This window comes from Bradyrhizobium sp., from assembly GCF_049586575.1.
Classification (GTDB): Bacteria; Pseudomonadota; Alphaproteobacteria; order Rhizobiales; family Xanthobacteraceae; genus Bradyrhizobium.
Genome location: NZ_JBAVCF010000572.1, coordinates 1 through 1,885 on the forward strand (window position 1 = coordinate 1; position 1,885 = coordinate 1,885).

General features: G+C 60.6%; 1 protein-coding gene. It reads left to right on the forward strand.

Annotation, left to right across the window (positions count from 1 at the left end; genetic code table 11):
- Positions 1–1,885 (forward strand): type VI secretion system membrane subunit TssM (tssM, locus tag WB528_RS21555; RefSeq protein WP_423890500.1); only part of this gene is annotated, 1,885 nt, incomplete at both ends.

Genomic DNA, 1,885 nt, shown 5'->3' on the forward strand with positions numbered 1-1,885 from the left:
TTCCGCCTCAGGTCGCCGGTCTGAAGCGGCAGGTTTACGACTTCCTCAACCAGATTTTCGAACCAACGCGCTATCACGCCAACGCCACGCTGCGTGGTTTTTACTTCACGTCTGGTACCCAGCACGGTACGCCGATCGATCGGCTCATTGGCGCTCTGGAAAAGAGCTTTGGTACCGAACATCTCGCCGCACAGGCCTATTCCGGCCGCGGCAAGAGCTTCTTCATCGCGGACTTGATCCTTAAGGTGATCATCGGCGAGGCTTCGTGGGTGTCGACGGATTGGCGGACGGTGCGGCGCGCGCGGATCGTCAAGGCCGCACTTTATTCGATCCTGGCGCTGGCCTCGATCGCTGCGGCCGGCGGCTGGTGGGAAAGCTATCGTCGCAATAGGGAATTGATTACGGACACCCAGCTGGCCGCTGCGCAGTTCGATCAACAGGCCGGTCCCTTCGCCAAAGAAACCATCATTGGCGACCGCGATCTCCACAAGATCATGCCGCTGCTCTTCAAGCTGCGCAATCTGCCTGCCGGCTATGCGACGCGTGACCTGCCCACGCCGGTGCTCGCGGAGTTTGGCTTAAGCCAACGAGAGCGGCTGCAAAGTTCAGCCGAACAGATCTACCATGTCGGGCTGGAGCGCCTATTGCGGCCGCGATTGATGTTCCGCCTGGAAGAGGTTCTCGACGCGAACAAGACGAAGCCCAGCTATATCTACGAAGCGCTGAAGGTCTACTTGATGATCGCGGGCGTCGAACGGATCGATCGCGAACTCGTATTGAACTGGATGCGAAACGACTGGACGGACAATCTTTACGAAGGCGCCTCCAACGCCGAAGGACGCAAAGCACTCGAGGTTGAGCTCCTTGCCATGTTCGATCTCGAAAACGGCGAACAGCCACTGGTGGAGCCCAACTGGGAGCTCGTCGAGAGTTGCCGGCGCATTCTTGCACGCCTCAGCGTCGCCGAGCGCGCCTATCAGCTGCTCAAGTCGCAGGCCCGGCAGGCCACCGCGCCGGATTGGGTTGCGGCCCGCCATGCCGGGCCTGATTTTGAAACCGTTTTCGAAACGACAAACGGCAACAGCGTCGAGAGCGTCGTTGTCCCCGGGTTCTTCACTTACGCCGGCTTTCAGAATGCCTTCATCGACAAGCTTCCGACAATCGCCGATCAGCTCCAGCGCGACAGCTGGGTGCTCGGCGATGCGGGCAAGCTGGGGGCCATCACCTCGCAATTCGACAATCTGACGCGCGATCTCCTCGCCCTTTACAACCGCGATTTCGTCGATGCGTGGAAACAGGCGCTGGAGAAGCTTCGCATCCGGCCTCTCAACGTGGGCAAGCCGAAATACGATGCGCTGAATGCCGCGGCGGCCTCCACATCGCCGATCCGGCTGCTGATCGAATCCATACGCGACGAGACCACCCTGACACGGGAGCGCAAGGATCAGGGTGCGACCAAGACCGCCAAGAAGGGATTGGCGCCCTCTCTCGTCAGCGGACAGACCGGCGTTCCCGGCGCGGAGATCGAGGCCGAGTTCAAGCCGTTCCATCAGGCCGTCGAGGGCGAAGGCTCGCGCCGCCTGATCGACACCGTCACCGGTGATCTGGCGGCGATCAACAACACGCTTCAGACCGTCACGCTGAATTCGTCCCAGGAACAGCAGGCCACGAGTGCCATTCGTAGCCAAGTCGCTCAATTCAAAACCGACGCGACGCGAATGCCCTCCCCGTTCAATACCATGCTGCTGCAATCGGCTAACGCGTTCGAAAATACGATCGCCGACGATACGTACCGGCAGATTCGCGACGAATTCCAGAAGTCCGTCTACGGTCCATGTCAGGGCCTCGCGGCAAACCGGTATCCGATGGAGCGCACGGCCCGCGC